General features: G+C 64.6%; 12 protein-coding genes. 8 read left to right on the top strand and 4 right to left on the bottom strand.

Annotation, left to right across the window (positions count from 1 at the left end; all coding sequences use genetic code 11):
• Nucleotides 1-15: 15 nt before the first annotated feature.
• Both ybgF and AAGT95_RS16290 read left to right on the top strand, forming a co-directional pair.
• On the top strand, nt 16-864 hold the full coding sequence (gene ybgF, locus AAGT95_RS16295) for a tol-pal system protein YbgF (RefSeq protein WP_342594479.1): 849 nt from the start codon (nt 16-18) through the stop codon (nt 862-864).
• A gap of 48 nt (nt 865-912) precedes the next feature.
• Entirely contained in the window at nt 913-1,671 is a 759-nt protein-coding gene (locus AAGT95_RS16290) for a YciK family oxidoreductase (protein WP_342594478.1), read from the top strand.
• Nucleotides 1,672-1,683: 12 nt separating this feature from the next.
• Here AAGT95_RS16290 and AAGT95_RS16285 read toward each other — a convergent pair whose 3' ends face one another.
• Both AAGT95_RS16285 and ubiG read right to left on the bottom strand, forming a co-directional pair.
• Nucleotides 1,684-2,361: an HAD-IA family hydrolase gene (locus AAGT95_RS16285; RefSeq protein ID WP_342594477.1), complete on the bottom strand. Its 678-nt coding sequence runs from the start codon at nt 2,359-2,361 to the stop codon at nt 1,684-1,686.
• Nucleotides 2,358-3,113 (bottom strand): bifunctional 2-polyprenyl-6-hydroxyphenol methylase/3-demethylubiquinol 3-O-methyltransferase UbiG, encoded by a 756-nt coding sequence (ubiG, locus tag AAGT95_RS16280; RefSeq protein ID WP_342594476.1) that lies wholly within the window; start codon nt 3,111-3,113, stop codon nt 2,358-2,360. The genes AAGT95_RS16285 and ubiG overlap by 4 nt, the downstream gene beginning before the upstream one ends.
• A 273-nt stretch (nt 3,114-3,386) precedes the next feature.
• Here ubiG and galU point away from each other — a divergent pair, with 273 nt between their 5' ends.
• Nucleotides 3,387-4,274, top strand: a complete 888-nt coding sequence (gene galU / locus AAGT95_RS16275) for a UTP--glucose-1-phosphate uridylyltransferase GalU (RefSeq protein WP_342594475.1) — start codon at nt 3,387-3,389, stop codon at nt 4,272-4,274.
• 4 nt (nt 4,275-4,278) lie between these two features.
• Nucleotides 4,279-5,559 (top strand): nucleotide sugar dehydrogenase, encoded by a 1,281-nt coding sequence (locus AAGT95_RS16270; protein WP_110599646.1) that lies wholly within the window; start codon nt 4,279-4,281, stop codon nt 5,557-5,559.
• Nucleotides 5,560-5,603: 44 nt separating this feature from the next.
• On the opposite strand, the gene AAGT95_RS16265 is transcribed toward AAGT95_RS16270, so the two are convergent.
• On the bottom strand, nt 5,604-6,188 hold the full coding sequence (locus AAGT95_RS16265; RefSeq protein ID WP_342594474.1) for a superoxide dismutase: 585 nt from the start codon (nt 6,186-6,188) through the stop codon (nt 5,604-5,606).
• 382 nt (nt 6,189-6,570) lie between these two features.
• Between AAGT95_RS16265 and AAGT95_RS16260 the strand changes: the two genes are divergently transcribed.
• The 4 genes from AAGT95_RS16260 (at nt 6,571) to msrA (ending at nt 14,213) form a co-directional block, all read left to right on the top strand.
• A complete protein-coding gene (locus AAGT95_RS16260) occupies nt 6,571-7,518 on the top strand; it encodes a hypothetical protein (protein WP_342594473.1) in 948 nt (315 codons plus the stop codon).
• A 4-nt stretch (nt 7,519-7,522) separates the two neighbouring features.
• Nucleotides 7,523-9,364: an autotransporter assembly complex protein TamA gene (gene tamA, locus AAGT95_RS16255; protein WP_110708928.1), complete on the top strand. Its 1,842-nt coding sequence runs from the start codon at nt 7,523-7,525 to the stop codon at nt 9,362-9,364.
• On the top strand, nt 9,328-13,506 hold the full coding sequence (tamB, locus tag AAGT95_RS16250) for an autotransporter assembly complex protein TamB (protein WP_342594472.1): 4,179 nt from the start codon (nt 9,328-9,330) through the stop codon (nt 13,504-13,506). The genes tamA and tamB overlap by 37 nt, the downstream gene beginning before the upstream one ends.
• Before the next feature lie 68 nt (nt 13,507-13,574).
• Nucleotides 13,575-14,213: a peptide-methionine (S)-S-oxide reductase MsrA gene (gene msrA, locus AAGT95_RS16245; RefSeq protein WP_342594471.1), complete on the top strand. Its 639-nt coding sequence runs from the start codon at nt 13,575-13,577 to the stop codon at nt 14,211-14,213.
• Between the two features lie 57 nt (nt 14,214-14,270).
• Here msrA and AAGT95_RS16240 read toward each other — a convergent pair whose 3' ends face one another.
• Nucleotides 14,271-15,299: a hydrolase gene (locus AAGT95_RS16240; protein WP_342594470.1), complete on the bottom strand. Its 1,029-nt coding sequence runs from the start codon at nt 15,297-15,299 to the stop codon at nt 14,271-14,273.
• Nucleotides 15,300-15,302: the final 3 nt, after the last annotated feature.

The following is a 15,302-nucleotide window of genomic DNA, read 5'->3' as shown; positions in this document are numbered from 1 at the left end:
GCGACGGAGAGAAGCATGAAACACGGTCTGAAAAGACTGTGCGGCGCGGGAGCCCTGGTGCTCCCGCTGTCCGTATGGGCTCAGCAACCTGTCGTCGATGATCTCACCGGTCAGTCGAACGGCTTCTACAGTCAGACGGAAGCCCGCCAAAGCGGCGGCGGCACTCTGACGATCCTCAATCAACTGCAGGACAACAAGCAGCAGATCCAGCAGCTTCGTGGCCAGGTCGAGGAGCTGCGTTACCAGCTGGATCAGCTCAAGCAACAGACCCAACAGCAGTATCTGGATCTCGATGACCGTATTTCCGGCGGCGGAATGGATTCAGGTAGCGCGGGAGATGCCAGCGGCGATCTGAGCGGATCCGATGTCGACAGCGGCACGGCAAGTGAGGTCTCCGGCGCCGCCGGCGCTTCCGCGTCAGCCGATGGTGGCGCTGCCAGTGAAGCCGACGCCAGTGCCAGCCGTTCGACCGCCTCCAGCACCACGGGCGGTGAAGGGCGAGAGGCCTATCAGGCGGCATTTCAGCAAGTGCAGTCGCGGCAGTTCGATGCAGCCATCGACGCCTTCCAGCGTTTCATTTCCGACTATCCGCAGTCCAGCCTGCTACCCAACGCACACTACTGGCTGGGTGAACTCTACTCGGCGCAGTCACAGCTCGATCAGGCCGCCGATGCGTTCGATACGGTCATCAGCGACTACCCACAGAGCAACAAGGTGCCGGATGCGCTCTACAAGCTGGGCCTGCTGAAGGCGCGTCAGGGCGATGCCGAAGGCAGTCGGCAACTGCTGCAGCGGGTACGCAGCGACTATCCCGACAGCAACGCCGCGCAGATGGCGGGCGATTTTCTCAATCAGATGGGCTGAGCGGATCGTTCAGCGATCCGCCGGCACCGCGACTCAGGATCTCTCCCTATGACCTGCCATATCGATTACCAGGCGCCCGCTGACCTGCTCGCCGGAAAGATCGTGCTGGTGTCTGGCGCCAGCGCCGGCATCGGCAGGTCCGCGGCCATGACCTACGCCCGCCACGGCGCCACGGTCATCCTGCTCGGGCGTAGCGTCAGCCGTCTCGAGGTGGTCTACGACGCCATCGAGGCAATGGGTGCCCCGCAGCCGGCGATCTTCCCGCTCAATCTGGAAAGCGCGACCGCCCAGGATCATCTGGCGGTGGCCACCAAGCTCGAGAAGGAGTTCGGGCGCCTGGACGGTTTGCTGCACAATGCGAGCATTCTGGGAGATCGGGTGTCGGTAGCGTCCTATGACCTTGAGCTCTGGGCCAAGGTGATGCAGGTCAACTTCACCGCGACACTGGGATTGACCCAGGCTCTGCTGCCGCTACTGGGTCAATCCGCCAGTTCGTCGGTGGTGTTCACCTCCTCCAGCGTCGGACGACGGGGGCGGGCGAAGTGGGGCGCCTATTCGACTTCGAAGTTCGCCACCGAGGGACTGATGGAGATTCTGGCCGATGAGCACCAGGGGTCGACCATCCGTTTCAATTCGCTCAATCCCGGTGCCACGCGCACGGCCATGCGCCAGGCCGCCTATCCCGACGAGGATCCTCAGCGCCTTCGCAAGCCGGAAGAGATCATGCCGACCTATCTGTGGCTGATGGGCCGGGATAGCGAAGGAATCAGTGGCGAGGCCTTCGACGCCCAGCCGTCGAAGCGCTGAGCCCGGGCCCGGCTAGCGGGGCGTCAGTAACGCCAGCAGTTCGTCGGCCAGGGACTCCGAGGTGTCGAACCAGCGATCCGCCGGCCATTCGTCGAGTGGTTCCTCGGCCGGAATATAGCCGTAACGCACGGCAATCGCCGTCATTCCGGCCCGCTCCGCGGCTTCCATATCCCGCCGATGGTCCCCGACGTACCAGCACTCTCCCGGCTCCACCTCCAGTTGACGAGCGGCAAACCACAGCGGTTCCGGTTCGGGTTTCCTGACAGGTAGATCATCGGCACAGACCAGTACCCCGGGCCGCAAGGAGAGCGCCTCGATCAGCGGTTCCGCATAGGCCCTGGGCTTGTTGGTCACGATCCCCCAGCCCCGCGCCTCCGCCTCCCAGCGCGCGATGAGGCCTGACAAGCCCGGATAGACGCGACTGTTGTCGGCCACGACTTCCGCATAACGATCCAGCAGATATTGACGGGCACCGGCATGTTGCGGGTGATCACTGGCGAGATCCAGCGCCAGGGTCACCAGGGCACTCCCGCCGTTGGAGACCTGGGCCCGGATGACGGGGTAGGGAAGTCGCTCCCTGCCATGGTGCTCCCTCAACCGGTTGGTGGCCTCGGCCAGGTCGGGAGCGGTGTCGACCAGGGTGCCATCGAGATCGAACAGCAGCGCTTTCGGGAGGGCATGCGGGCTCATTTGTCGTTGCCGCTACCGGTCCACTCGGGACGCACATGCACCATGTAGTTGACCGAGACATCGTTGGGTGTCAGCCGGTAGCGTCGGGACAGCGGGTTGTAGGTCAGCCCGGTCTGGTCTTGCAGTCGCAGGCCGGACTGTCGACACCAGCCGGAAAGCTCGGAGGGGCGGATCAGCTTGCGGTAGTCGTGGGTGCCCTTCGGCAGAAGGCCCAGCACGTATTCGGCACCGACAATCGCGAAGGCGTAGGATTTCGGGTTGCGATTGATCGTCGAGAAGAACAGATGGCCACCGGGTTTGACCAGCCTGGCACAGGCCGCGATCACCGAAGCCGGATCCGGCACATGCTCGAGCATCTCGAGGCAGGTCACCACGTCGAATTCGCCACTATGCGCCGCCGCCATCGCCTCCACGCTGATGCAGCGATAGTCGACCTCCACGCCGCTCTCCTGCTGGTGCAGCCGTGCCACCGCCAGGGGAGCCTCTCCCAGATCGATCCCGGTGACTTCGGCGCCGCGCAGCGCCATGGCTTCACTCAGGATCCCGCCCCCGCAGCCGACATCGATGACCCGCTTGCCGGCCAGGGAGACATGGGCGTCGATGAAGCCCAGACGCAGCGGATTGATATCGTGCAGCGGCTTGAAATCGCCTTCCCGATCCCACCAGCGGCTGGCAAGCGCATCGAACTTGGCGATTTCGGCATGGTCGACGTTGTGATGCACGGGGGTGTCGTCGTGAGGTGATGATGTCATGAACGGATTTCCTTTCCGGGAATGTCGGTACACCGTCAAGCGGGGGCGGCCGGCCAAGCGCATGGCGGTGCATCGCTTTGCGATATTCTACTATGGACGGTAGCTTGTCTGGAGACCATGTCGGAGAAAAGCGAGTCGGTGGGGCAGTGCCTCGAGTTGTCGCTTTTCTGCGACTGTGCTTTCGGCTTCTCGCCCGCTAAGCTAGCAGAAGGATACGCTGTCGGCACACCGGCAATCGTTGATTTCATACCCAGGAAGGGAAGGACCTAAAAGATGATTCGCAAGGCCGTACTGCCCGTCGCCGGATTCGGCACCCGCTGCTTACCCGCTTCCAAGGCGATTCCCAAAGAGATGATCACCATCGTCGACAAACCGGTGATTCAGTACGTGGTCACCGAGGCGGTCAAGGCGGGCATCAAGGAGATCGTCCTGGTCACTCACTCCTCGAAGAGCGCCATCGAGAACCATTTCGACAAGCACTTCGAACTCGAGACCCAGCTCGAGGCCAAGGGCAAGAACGAACTGCTCGAGGAACTTCGCAACATCATCCCGGACGACGTCAATATCATCAGCGTGCGTCAGCCGGAGGCGCTGGGGCTGGGACACGCCATCCTGTGTGCCCGCCCGGTCATCGGCAATGACCCGTTCGCCGTGCTGCTGCCCGATGTGGTCATCGACGACGACGGTATGGCCAGTAACGATCTCACCGGCATGATCAAGGAGTTCGACGAGACCGGCAAAGCCCAGATCATGGTCGAAACCGTGCCCAAGGAGCTGACGTACAAGTACGGCATCGTGGCGCTCGAGGGGGCCGAGCCCGCCGCCGGCAAGAGCGCACCGCTGACCGGTATGGTCGAGAAGCCGAAGGTCGAGGAGGCACCCTCCACGCTGGCCGTGATTGGCCGTTATCTCCTGCCGGGCGATATCTTTCCGATCCTGGCCGAAACGCCGCCGGGGGCGGGCAACGAGATTCAGTTGACCGATGCCATCGAGACCCTGCGCAAGAACAGCGGTGCGGCGGCCTATCGCATGCAGGGCCAGACCTATGACTGCGGCAGCCAACTCGGTTATCTCGAAGCGACCCTGGCCCTGGGGCGGAAACATCCCACCCTCGGTGAAGGATTCCGTCAGTTGATCCAGCAATACGCGGCCGAGGACTAAGTCGATGCGCGTGGTCGTACATGGTAGCGAACTGGCCGCGGCAACCGCCGCCGCCGCATTGTGCTCGGTTGGGCATCAGGTTACCTGGATGCCACATGCCGAATTTCGCTGGGACAGCCTGGCGCGTGCCGACTGGCTGATCAGCGAGCCCGGATTGAAGGATCAGATTCTGGCAGGCGAGGAGTCCGGCCAGTTGGCGATCGTGGATGAAGTACCGGCCGACGCCGATGCCGACGTCCATTGGCTGGCACTCTCCCCGGATCAACGCGAGTCGGCGGAGAGCTACGTCCGGCAGGTGCCGGGGCGTCAGAGCACGCCTCTGATCATCGTCAACAACTCCACCTTCCCGGTAGGTCAGACGGAGAAACTCGAAGCGCTGCTGGGTCACGCCGGCCAGGTGGCCGTGGCGCTGCCCGACCGCATCGAGGAAGGGCGTGCCTGGGAAACGTTCACCCGCCCCGCGCACTGGCTGCTGGGGAGCGAGGACGAGTGGGGAACCCAGCAGATACGCGAGCTGTTGCGGGCCTTCAATCGGCGCCACGAGGTGTTCCAGTTGATGCCCAGGCGTGCCGCCGAACTGACCAAGCTGGCCATCAACGGCATGCTGGCGACACGGATCAGCTTCATGAACGAGCTGGCAGGCCTCGCCGACTCGCTCGCCGTGGACGTGGAGTATGTGCGCCAGGGGATGGGGGCCGATACCCGGATTGGCTTCGAGTATCTCTATCCCGGCTGTGGCTTCGGCGGTCCCAACTTTTCGCGGGACCTGATGCGTCTGGCCGACGTCCAGCACTCGACCGGGCGGGAATCCCATCTGCTGGAGCACGTCCTCGACATCAACGAGAGCAAGAAAGAGACGCTGTTCCGCAAACTCTGGAACCACTTCAAGGGGGAACTGGAAGGCCGCACCGTAGCCATCTGGGGCGCCGCCTTCAAACCCGGAACGGCGCGGATCGATCATGCCCCGGTCCTGACGCTGCTGGAAGCGCTGTGGGCGCAGGGAGTCACGGTCAGGGTCCATGATCCGGCGGCACTGCATGCGCTGGGTGAACTCTATCCCGACCACCCGCAACTGATCTTGTGCGAGGGCGATTTCTATAGCGCTTGCGAGGGAGCCGATGCCCTGATGCTGGTGACGGAGTGGAAGTGTTACTGGAATCCGGATTGGCGCCGGCTGCTGCAGTCGCTGAAGACGCCGCTGATCCTGGACGGGCGCAACATCTACGATCCCGCTTACGTGGCTTCACGCGGACTGGTCTACCGCGGGATCGGCCGCCGCGCCTAGTCCCGCTCCCGGGGAGCGCCTGAATCCTGGCCCTTGGCCGGGGCTCAGGCGCTCGCCTCGATGTTGAGCTGCGCGTATTCCCAGTTCAAGTGGCGCCACAGCGCATCGAAATAATCGCCTTGGCGTTGAGGGTAATCGATCCGGTAGGCGTTCTCGTTCAGGGCAATGGCCAGCAGCGGGGCCACGTCGGTGGGGCGCGCTCCTGTTGGCGAGTGCCGCAGTTCCAGCTTGCCATCGGCGTCGACCGCCAGCCATGACCACCCCTCCGAAACGTCCAGGATGCTGGCTCGCCACCGGTACTGCAGTGCCCCGATGCCGCCGAAGGTCTGGTCGATTCTGCGCGCCAGATCGTCGGGCACCGCAACGCTTCCGGCGCTGAGTCCATGCCAGAAGAACACCAGATTCCAGGCCTCCTGCGCGGATCGGCGAATCTCCGCCTCGTGGTGTTCGGCAAGGCTCGCCAATGAGTGCTCGGGTAGCCCTGGCGCTATGGCGTTGAGCGCATCGATATGGCGGCGATGGTAATGACTATAGAGCAGGTCGACCTGAGCCCGGGATACCTCGGGCTCCAGCGAATGGCGCTCGAATGGCAGGGCGGGCAGCTCGAATCGGTTAGCGAATTCAGGCATCTGGCTCATCGACGAGTAGAGGTGGAGAGGGCTACATTACGGCCCAGCGGAAGCGGCCATGCTACCGCGATCGCACCCGCCATCGCCAACGGCGCGCCTGCGGCCGCCAGTATCGTGCGAGCCGACTGCGGCCAAGTCTGGGCTTTGCAACGGCTTTCACGTAACGTGATCTCGTCAGCCGCCCGAGACCCGCTTTTCGTGGCATAGTGGCGTCCATGGCTGACGCCTCGAAACCGGCTTCCAGGCTCCGGGACCTGGATGTCGAGCGCGGTTTCTGTTTTACGTACTATCCGCACCACTATTGGCAAGGTATACGACGGCAATGCCATCACAATCGGACGAGCATCGCGCATCCCCATCCATCGTCCCAGATCGAGACGACATGACGACACGCCGCTCGGGAGCGGTGCATTATCAAGGTTCTTCTTCCGGGCGCGGCCGACCCAGGGTGTGGCCGTTGTGGTTGCTCATCCTGCTGCTCATTGCCGGCGCGGTTGCGGGGGGGTGGCTGCTCTGGCAGCGGCTGGAGGCACAGCACGCCCAGATCGACCGGCTCAACCAGCGTGTGAATGCGACCGGGTCGACCCTGGACGCTTCCGGGGAGAGTCTGCGGGCCGAGTTCGATCGCCTGCGTGACCAGTTGGAGGCCACGCGAGCGGCGGTGGGGAGCCTGGAGACGCGGGTGGCGGATTCCCGGTCCAACGACCAGACGGCTCAGCAGATCGAGAAACTGCAGGACGCCGATCGAAACCTGCAGGGATTGATCGACGCGCTCCAATCCTCGCTCAACGCCCTCGAGAGCACCGGCAAGGACGAGCGTGGCGCGCTGGCTGCCAGGCTGGCCTCGCTCGAGAGTGGCCAGAATCAGCAGGGCGATCGCCTCGATTCGATGGCCGACTCGCTCGATCAACAGCAGCAGGAGAACCAGGCACTTTCGGAGCAGCTCACGGCCTCGCTCGAGGAGTTGCGTCAGTCCCAGCAGACGCTCTCTCGCCAGGTGGAAGGAAACGACTCGACCGATCTGGGTGCCGCTATCGCGGATCTGGAGTCCCGTGTCGAGACCCTGGCCCAGCAGGATGTACCATCGACCGATGCCCTGAATCAGCTTCGTGGCTCGGTGACGGAACTTCGCCAGGGCCAGACGGCTCTCAGTGCTGGTCTCGAATCGCTACGCTCACGGGTCGATGCGCTGCCAACGGGGGCGAGTGCCGCCCAGATTCGCGAGCTCAAGGAGCGGCTGGGATCCCTCGAGGCCAGCCGTTCGCAATTGACGAGCCGCGTGGCCTCGTTGATCACGGACGTTTCCAACCTACAGCGCGGCGGAGGCTGATCTCATGCGGCAAGTCAAGGTCCTACGGATGGGACTCTTTTGCCTGGCGTTGCCCGCCGCGGGGCATGCCTGGGCACTCGGTGTGACGGTCAAGGGATTGAGCGGACCTCCGGCGGAGAATGTGGTCAACATCCTGTCCGAACTCGAGCCCGACAGCCAGGCGACCCGGGAGCGCTTGGACGGGGTGGTGAGGAACCGTGCCCAGCAGGCGCTGCAGGCCTTTGGCTACTACAACGCCAAACTGGCGACCCATTACCCCGATGCGGACAACCGGCGGGTCGTGATCGATGTCGAGCCGGGCGAGCGCACCAAGATCACCCAGGTAGACGTCAAGCTGGAGGGCGACGCCAGGCAGGATGAAGCTTTCGAGGAGGTGATGCGCTCGAATCCGCTCAAGGTCGGCGACCCGCTGCTGCACTCTCGTTACGATGGTTTCAAGGGCAAGTTGTCGACCCTGGCGCTGGAGCGCGGCTACTTCAACTCTCGTTTCCGGCAACAACGAATCGAGGTTCGCCCCTGGGAAGAGAGCGCCCGCATTTTTCTCGATCTCGATAGTGGTCCACGCTATCGTTTCGGGCACGTGCACTTCCGAGGGAGCCAGATCGAACCGCATCGGCTGCAGAACATGGTTCCCTTCGAACCTGGCGACCCCTATCTCGCCGGTGATCTCGCCACGCTCAACCAGAATCTCGGCCAGACCGACTGGTTTGCCGGGGTAGCGGTGCGCCCGCGCGTGAACGAGGAGGCCGCATCCACGGTTCCCAGCCAGTGGTGGAGCGAGTCGACCGGGCGCGATACCACCGCCGACCCGTCCAGTGTGCTCGGCGGGCCGGGGCTGAGCATGGCCCGCGAGTTGACCGACAGCCAGCCCACGGTAGTGCCGGTCGATGTCGAACTGACACCGGCCGACCGCCATCAGTTCGAGGTCGGTGTCGGCTACGCCACCGACGTGGGCCCGCGAACTCAGTTCTCCTGGACCATGCCCTGGCTAAATCGCTATGGTCACAGCCTGACCAACTCGCTCTACCTCTCGGCCCCCGAACAGCGCTTTTCGGGGGAGTACAGGATCCCGCTGGAGAACCCGCTGAGAGACAGCTACCGGGTTCGTTACGGGCTAAAGAATATCGACAACGAGGATACCAAGAGCTTCGAGAGCTCGGTGCAGTTGGCCCGCCACTGGGAGTTTTCCAACGGCTGGATCCAGGATCTCTACTGGCAGACCACCTACGAGGATTTCACCCAGGCCGATCAGAACGATGCGGTGCTGCTGCTCTATCCCGGCATCAGCTGGTCGCGAACGCGCAAGCGCAACCCGATCTTCCCGAGCTGGGGCGACAAGCAGGAACTCACTCTGGAGTGGTCCGACCCTTCGTGGGGGTCGGACGCCCGCTTCGTGCGCACCACCTTCAACTCCCAGTGGGTGCGGATGCTCGGCAGCGAGAACCGCTTCGTCGGGCGTATCGGTGGTGGTGCCATGGCGACCAACACCTTCGACAAGATTCCCCCCTCGCTGCGCTTCTTCGCCGGTGGCGATCAGAGCATACGCGGCTATTCCTACGAGAGTCTGTCGCCGGAAAACGACGATGGCGAGCTGCTTGGCGGACAGCACATGCTGACCAGCAGCATCGAGTATCAACGCCACCTGACCGGCAATTTCTGGAGCGCGACCTTTGTCGATACCGGCAACGCCTTCGACGAGTGGTGGCCCGATGAGCTCAAGACCGGCGCCGGCGTCGGCGTGCGCTGGATTTCACCCGTTGGGCCGATCCGTTTCGATATCGCCCACCCGTTTGACGACGAGGAGGACTCTTGGCGTCTTCATTTCTCCATCGGACCGGAGTTCTGATTCGGCTACTGCTGTTCCTGATCCTGTGGCTGCTGGGTCTGGTTCTAACGCTGGTCGGGCTGGGATTGTCCCCCTGGGGTAGCCAATGGCTGTTCGAGCAGGCCCAGTCGAGAGGCTGGGTCGAGGCACAACGTTTCGAAGGCGCGCCGCTCGATGAGCTGACCGTCGACGGTCTGCGCCTGTCTGCCGGGACACTGGACCTGTCCGTCGATCATCTCCACCTGGCCTGGGCGGACGACTGCCTGCTCAAGGGGCGGATCTGCCTGGACGATCTGACGATCACGGGGGCGCGAATTCGACTGGGCGAGAGCGAATCGCAACCGTCCCCTGAGCCTGACGCGGCCGAAGGGAGTGGCATGCCGTCGATCTCCGTGCCGCTGCCCATCGAGATTCGCCAGGTGCGCCTGGACGATGTCAGCATTCAGCTCGCCGACGGTACCAACGTGCACTGGGATCATTTCCAGACCGGTGCCGAGATGGCCGGCAACCATCTGAAACTGCTCCCGACGACCCTGGAGCGGACTCGCATCGCACTTCCCCAGAGCCCGGGCCTGACGCTGGCGACGCCCGACCTGGGCAGCGGCGTCTTGAGCCCGGATGCCATCGATGTGTCGGTCGCCATCAACACGGTCGATGGCGACAGCGGCAATGACGGCGGGGCCAAGGTCTCCACGCCGCTGACGGATGCCGCGGCGCTGGCCGCCGTTCCCGATGCCCCGGCCGCCGTCGCGCTGACACCATTGACCCTGGCGGCGGCTGCCAACGTTGCCGACGGTAGTGCCGAGCAGACCGATGCGCGGGTTCAGCGCATCGAGCAGAGCCTGCGGGAGATCCGGGATCGGCTGCCCGATATCCAGCTGCCGCTGGAGGTCGAGATACCGGACCTGACGATCAGCGACCTGCAACTCGAGGGACCGAGCCCGCAGCATCTCGACCGGTTGGCGCTGTCGGCCTCCGCGGTCGACCGCCGGGTCGGGATTCACCGGTTGATGGTGGATTCGCCCGATGGCCACGTCGAACTCACCGCCAGTGCCGAGCTGCAAGGGGACGTCCCGCTCTCGCTGTCACTGCAGGGTCGCATTACCCGAGCGCCGATCTATGGCCAGACACTATCGCTCGACGCCAACGGCACCCTGGCCGACCTGGACATCCGGCTACGCACGGCCGGCAATGCCGAGGCCGCGATCGATGCGCGACTCCAGGCGTTCGCGCCAGGATTGCCGTTTTCGGTGAACGTCAATGCCAAGCGAGTGCGCTGGCCGCTGGCCGCGCGGCCCTTTGCGCCGCTCACCGATCCGGAAGGCGGACTCGATGAGGTCGCGATCCTGAGTGCCCGCGAGCTTCGCGGCATCAAACCGGTCGAGCAGACCCCAGCGCAGTACCAGCTTGACCACCTGACGCTGGCTGTCGAGGGTCGACTCGACGACTATCGTGCCAGCGTCGACCTTGCCGGTCAGGGCGAGGGCCTGCCCCCGGTGACACTAAGTGTCGCCGGCGAAGGGGACCTCGATCATTTCCGCTGGCAACCGATGCGGCTGGCAGCCGAGGGCGGCCAGCTCAACAGCCAGGGGACGGTACGCTGGACCCCGGCTCTCTCGGCCAGCGTGAACCTGGATTTCGAGCAGCTTCCGCTGGAGGCATTCACCCAGGCCGTGACAGGGCAATTGAATGGCCAGGCCCGTGCGGCCTTCGCCATGCGCGACGACGGCGGCTGGCAGCTGTCGGTGCCGCAACTGGCGATCGATGGCCGGCTGCAGCAGCGCGCACTCAAGCTGAATGCGCGTCTCGATGGCAACAGCGATAACCAGTGGGACATCCGCGCACTCGATTTTCGTCAGGGTGACAATCGCGTGACCGCCAGCGGCCGCGTCGACGACCATCTCGCTATCGATGGCCGGATCGATGCTCCGGCGTTGGGCACGATCTTGCCGGACCTGTCGGGCGCGCTGCGCGGCCAGTTCCAAGGGCGCGGCACGCTGACGAGGCCGCAGATCACGGTCGACCTGCAAGGCAGCAATGTTGGATACGCGGAGAACCGTCTCGAGCAGTTGGTGCTGAAGGCCAACTCCACCGGTACGCAGGACCCGCAGTTCGACGTCAACTTGAACGCCAGCGGCGTCGAGGCCGGCGGACAGCAGCTTCGGAGCGTCGATCTGGACCTCCAGGGTCGACTGTCGCGACATCAACTGGCGCTCGACGTCAGTGGCGGTGAGGGCCTACCGGTCTCGCAGGCCTCGGTGAGATTGCAGGGCGGCCTGGACAGCGCGTTCCAGAACTATCGGGGGGCATTCTCCCGGCTCTCGGCATCGACCGACTACGGCGACATCGCCCTGCGCGACTCGCTGGACTTCAGCGCCAACCTGACCAACGCCAGTGCGACGATCTCGCCGTTCTGTCTCGATCGCCAGCAGGGCGGCGCGCTCTGCCTGACCGAGCGCATGAATGCGTCGGCCGCGCAGGGACGCGCTGCGCTGTCGATCGATGACGTCCCGATGGCGCTGCTCAACGATTTCATTCCGAGCGGGTGGCAAGTCGATGGCCAGACCGGCGGTAACGTGGTTGCCAGCTGGTCACGCGGCGGTCAGGCCTGGGCCGCCACGGCCGATATCGATAGCCGCATCGATGTCAGCGGTGTCGACGCGAGGGGGGCTCCCTGGCAAGTGCCGGCGGCGACGATCTCTCTGTCGCTGGACGCCGACCAGCAGCGAGCCCAGACGCAACTCGACCTTCAGTTGGAAGATGCCGGAAAGGTGCAGCTGCAGGCCCGGATCGACGACCCGGCGGGGCAAGGCAACCTGCAGGGGCGCCTGCAGATGAGCGACCTTCGCTTCAGTCCCTATCGGCCACTGATATCCGGGATCGACCAGTTGGAGGGCGCCATCAATGGCGACGTTTCGCTGGGTGGCACGGTGGCGATGCCGGCCTTGAATGGCAACGTCACGATCGACGGCGTCAGGGTCAAGGGCGGCGTGTCTCCGGTGGCGGTGACCGATGGACAACTGACGCTGGCGCTGCGGGGCCAGTCCTCGACGCTGCAAGGCTTCGTTCAGAGTGAGGATGGCCGGCTCGACCTGACCGGCGACGCCAATTGGCAGCAGCCCGACGAGTGGAGGGCCAATGTCGATATCGATGGTACCCAGTCTCCGCTCATGGTCGCGATGCCGGCCTATGGGCGTCTGCGGATAGCGCCGGACCTGCAGATCCGGGCGATGCCACAGCGCTTGCAGGTTCGGGGCGACGTGAGCGTACCGTGGGCACGTCTGGAGATCGGCCAGATTCCCTCGTCCGCCCAGGCGCCCAGCAGCGACACCGTCGTGATTACCGAGGAGGAGGACCGCCAGCAGCAGGCCGCTGCCGCCGCCCGCCAGAACGACGAGGGTGCCGGCACTGCCCAGGCTCTGGCCGATGCGGGGATGCAGCTCGACGTTCGGGTCAATCTGCACCTGGGGCCCGACATGAAGCTGGAGGCCTATGGGCTGGAAGCCGGCCTGCGGGGCGAACTTCAGGTCCGCCAGGGCACCGGCCCGGTTCAGTTGTATGGCGATGTGAACCTGGTCGATGGTACCTACACCTCCTTCGGCCAGGATCTCATCATTCGGCAGGGCCAGGTGCTGTTCAGCGGGCCGGCGTCGCAGCCAAGCCTGCAGTTCGAAGCCATCCGCAACCCGGATACCACCGAAGACGATGTGATCGCGGGCTTGCGGGTGACGGGCTCCGCTTCCGCGCCGCGTCTGACGATCTTCTCCGAGCCGGCGATGACCGAGAGTCGGGCGCTCTCCTACATCCTGAGAGGCCGGGCACCCGAGGACTCGGGTAGTGGAGACGACGCCCTGACCTCGGCGCTGATCGGGCTCTCGCTTTCGCAGACCGGCAGCGCCGTGGGTCAGGTCGGCCAGGCGTTCGGCGTTCAGGACCTGAGCCTCGATGCCTCGGGATCGGGCGACGACAGCCAGGTCGTGGTCAGCGGCTACGTCTTCGACGACTTGAAGGTAAGCTATGGCGTCGGCATATTCTCTCCCATCGCCGAGCTGACCCTGCGTTACCGCCTGATCCAGAATCTGTATCTGCAGGCCGTTTCCGGGGCGGCGCAGGCCGTCGATCTGATCTACACCTTTAGCCTGGGTCGCGCCAACAGTCGCTGACCCGCTCAATCGACACATCCGGCGTGCGCCCCCAGCGCACGCCGGTCTCGATCATCCGGAGGCAAGCCATGTTTCAACGACGTTCCGATTCACTGCCGACCGCGGAGACGGCGCTGCCGGGCCGCGACACCCCCCTCGAGATCCGTGGAGAACATCTGCTCACTGGCGTCTCGATGCTGCCGCCTTTCCCGGCCGGCACCGAACAGATCGTGCTGGGACTCGGGTGCTTCTGGGGCGCCGAGCGGCTGTTCTGGGAGTTGGATGGCGTGACCGTCACGGCGGTGGGTTATGCCGGCGGTATCACGCCCAATCCGACCTACGAAGAGACCTGTACCGGGAAGACCGGGCATGCCGAGGTCGTGATGGTCGTCTACGGCCCGGCACGGATCACCCTCGAGTCGCTGCTGGGCACGTTCTGGGAAGCCCATGATCCGACCCAGGGGATGCGTCAGGGCAACGATCTCGGCACCCAGTACCGTTCGGCGATCTACACCACCAACGAGTCGCAGCGAGCGACGGCGGAGCAGAGCCGAGACGAATACCAGGCAGCGCTGCGGTCGCAGGGGCTCGGAACGATCACCACCGAGATCCGCCCGCTGGAGACGTTCTATTATGCCGAGGAGTATCATCAGCAGTATCTGGCCAAGAATCCCAACGGCTATTGTGGCTTGAAGGGAACTGGCGTCACCTGCCCGATCCCGGCTTGACCGGGAGCCGGGCGCCATCCTCCAACAGCCGCCCTCCGGCGCCGCTGTCCACCGGCTCTACGGATGGGGCAGGTGAGAAGGCGTCGCCCGCTCGAGTTGGCGTGGCGCCCACTGTCGCAGCTGTTGCTCGATGCGGCGCGTCAGCCAGGAGCGAAGGCGTCCACCGCGTCGCTCCACGTAACCGACATGTCCGCCATGACGGGCGATCTCGACCCGGACCGATGGCGAGGGTGGCGGTAGCCGCGAGAACAGGTCCCCCGGCATGAATGGGTCGTCTGCCGCATGCAGGATCAATGTCGGCAGCTCGATCTCACCCAGCAGCGGGCCAGCCGATGCCCGACGATAGTAGTCGCTCGCGGAACGGAATCCATGCAGCGGGGCGGTAACGTCATTGTCGTAGGCCCAGAAACTGTTCAGCCGACGAATCTGGCCCGCGTTGATCTTGAGCGGCAGCGGCGTCGTCTGTAGCCGGGTCAGCACCTTGTGCTTGAGCTGGCGCAGCAGATAGCGTTGATAGACGCGGGAGATGCCGCGGTTGAGGGTGTCCGCGCTCGCCGCCAGATCCAGCGGCGCATTGATCGCGATGGCCCCCGCCAGCGGCAGGCCGTCGCCCCCCTGTTCGGCAACCAGTTTCAACAACATGTTGGCACCCAGCGAAACGCCGGCGGCCACCATCAGCGCCTGGGGATAGCGCTGTGCCAGTTGCCCCACGATCCAGTACGCATCGGCGGTATCACCTGAATGGTAGGCCCGCGGCAGTCGATTGGGCGTCTGTCCGCAGCCGCGAAAATGCATCAGCACGGCGCGCCATCCCATTGCCGCCGCCGCGTGGAGCAGCTCGCGGGCATAGGGGGAGTCGAAGGATCCCTCCAGGCCGTGAAACAGCAGGAATATCGGCGCATCGGCTCGCGACGGGGCCGGCCGGGCCCAGGCCAGCTCCACGAAATCGCCATCCGGCAGATCGACGATTTCGGTCTCTCGCGCCAGCTTTCGCCCGGGCAGGATCCGGGGCAGCAGCGTCTGAACGTGGGCGTTGCGCAATCCCGCCGGCGCCCGGAAGTCTGCCGCTACGATCGTGCTTGCCATGGC

The organism is Salinicola lusitanus, from assembly GCF_038648475.1.
Taxonomy (GTDB): Bacteria; Pseudomonadota; Gammaproteobacteria; order Pseudomonadales; family Halomonadaceae; genus Salinicola; species Salinicola lusitanus.
Note: the sequence above shows the minus strand (reverse complement) of the source record. Positions and strands in the feature narration are given on the sequence as shown.